Below are 2,718 nucleotides of genomic sequence, written 5' to 3'. Positions count from 1 at the left end.
TATCTACAGTCACGGTGATATCTGCATCTGCAACATCAAGGTTACCTTGTGCATCCACTGCTTCTGCATGGATGGTCACAGGGCCTTCGCCTGTTACAGGAATCGCTGCAGTGATGAAGCCGTTTGCAAGGTCAGCTGCTGTCACGGTGTAGTTGGTACCGTTGATATTCACCACTGTGCCATCGATTGCATCTGGTCCCAACGCCACTTGTGCATTGAAGGTGCCGTCTGTGCCAAGCTCGTCTGCATTCAAGATACCGTCGCCATTCAAGTCTTCAGGAATCGTGATCGCACCGATCAGGTCTGCAGGCAAGGTATCTACAGTCACGGTGATATCTGCATCTGCAACATCAAGATTACCTTGTGCATCCACTGCTTCTGCATGGATGGTCACAGGGCCTTCGCCTGTTACAGGAATCGCTGCAGTGATGAAGCCGTTTGCAAGGTCAGCTGCAGTCACGGTGTAGTTCACACCGTTGATATTCACTACCGTGCCGTCGATTGCATCTGGTCCCAACGCCACTTGTGCATTGAAGGTGCCGTCTGTGCCTAGCTCGTCTGCATTCAAGATACCGTCGCCATTCAAGTCTTCAGGAATCGTGATCGCACCGATCAGGTCTGCAGGCAAGGTATCTACAGTCACGGTGATATCTGCATCTGCAACATCAAGGTTACCTTGTGCATCCACTGCTTCTGCATGGATGGTCACAGGGCCTTCGCCTGTGACAGGAATCGCTGCGGTGATGAAGCCGTTTGCAAGGTCAGCTGCAGTCACGGTGTAGTTGGTACCGTTAACATTCACCACTGTGCCATCGATTGCATCAGGTCCCAACGCCACTTGTGCATTGAAGGTGCCGTCTGTGCCAAGCTCGTCTGCATTCAAGATACCGTCGCCATTTAAGTCTTCAGGAATCGTGATCGCACCGATCAGGTCTGCAGGCAAGGTATCTACAGTCACGGTGACGTCTGCATCTGCAACATCAAGGTTACCTTGTGCATCCACTGCTTCTGCATGGATGGTCACAGGGCCTTCGCCTGTTACAGGAATCGCTGCGGTGATGAAGCCGTTTGCAAGGTCAGCTGCTGTCACGGTGTAGTTAGTACCGTTCACATTCACTACTGTGCCGTCGATTGCATCTGGTCCCAACGCCACTTGTGCATTGAAGGTACCGTCTGTGCCTAGCTCGTCTGCATTCAAGATACCGTCGCCATTTAAGTCTTCAGGAATCGTGATCGCACCGATCAGGTCTGCAGGCAAGGTATCTACAGTCACGGTGATATCTGCATCTGCAACATCAAGGTTACCTTGTGCATCCACTGCTTCTGCATGGATGGTCACAGGGCCTTCGCCTGTTACAGGAATCGCTGCGGTGATGAAGCCGTTTGCAAGGTCAGCTGCTGTCACGGTGTAGTTGGTACCGTTCACATTCACTACTGTGCCGTCGATTGCATCTGGTCCCAACGCCACTTGTGCATTGAAGGTACCGTCTGTGCCTAGCTCGTCTGCATTCAAGATACCGTCGCCATTTAAGTCTTCAGGAATCGTGATCGCACCGATCAGGTCTGCAGGCAAGGTATCTACAGTCACGGTGACATCTGCATCTGCAACATCAAGGTTACCTTGTGCATCCACTGCTTCTGCATGGATGGTCACAGGGCCTTCGCCTGTTACAGGAATCGTATTGTCTGCAAGCGTCCAAGTACCATCACCGTTATTCACTGCCGGATAGTCAACGCCATCCACATTCACAACCACAGTTGCTGTTGGGTCATTAATTACCCCTGTTAAAGCAGGAGTTGTGTCATTAGTAGTTAAGTCATCTAAAGATACAACTGGAACGCTAGTATCAATCGTCACCACTGCTGTATCTGTACCTGCATTGCCTGCTGCATCTGTTGCAGTCACGGTAATGGTGTGTGGGCCATCAGTTAATGCAGGAAGTGTATTGTCTGCAAGCGTCCAGGTGCCGTCACCATTGTTCACTGCTGGATAGTCAACACCATCCACGTTCACAACCACAGTGGCTGTTGGATCGTTCACTGTACCAGTGAGTGCTGGTGTGCTGTCATTCGTCAACACATCATCAAGTGCAACCACCGGCGGTGTGATGTCGGCAGAGACTGTGCCTGTATCTGGCAATGAAGTATTGCCTGCAGGGTCAGTCGCTGTTGCAGTCACTGTATCGCCATCCACCAGATTGCCCGGGTTTGGTACTGACCAGCTGCCATCTGTGCCTGCCACGACTGTTGCAGTGGTGCCATCAGGATATGTCACAGTCACTGTAGAACCAGGTTCTGCTGTACCGCTCACTGGGTCAGTTGCATTGATTGGATCAAGTACAGGTGCATTTGGTGCGGTGGTATCAATTGTTACCACTGCTGTATCTGTACCTGCATTGCCTGCTGCATCTGTTGCAGTCACGGTAATGGTGTGTGGACCATCAGTTAATGCAGGAAGTGTATTGTCTGCAAGCGTCCAGGTGCCGTCACCATTGTTCACTGCTGGATAGTCAACACCATCCACGTTCACAACCACAGTGGCTGTCGGATCGTTCACTGTACCAGTGAGTGCTGGTGTGCTGTCATTCGTCAACACATCATCAAGTGCAACCACCGGCGGTGTGATGTCGGCAGAGACTGTGCCTGTATCTGGCAATGAAGTATTGCCTGCAGGGTCAGTCGCTGTTGCAGTCACTGTATCGCCATCCACCAGATTGC

General features: G+C 51.5%; 1 protein-coding gene. It reads right to left on the bottom strand.

What is annotated here, in order from left to right; all coding sequences use genetic code 11:
- The coding region (locus J655_RS23990) for a beta strand repeat-containing protein (RefSeq protein WP_228132284.1) at positions 1-2,718 on the bottom strand (2,718 nt) is incomplete at both ends.

Origin of the sequence: Acinetobacter sp. 1294243 (assembly GCF_000588015.1) — a bacterium.
GTDB classification, from domain to species: Bacteria; Pseudomonadota; Gammaproteobacteria; order Pseudomonadales; family Moraxellaceae; genus Acinetobacter; species Acinetobacter pittii.
The sequence above is the reverse complement of the archived record's forward strand: the minus strand, read 5'-3'. Positions and strand labels throughout refer to the sequence as shown.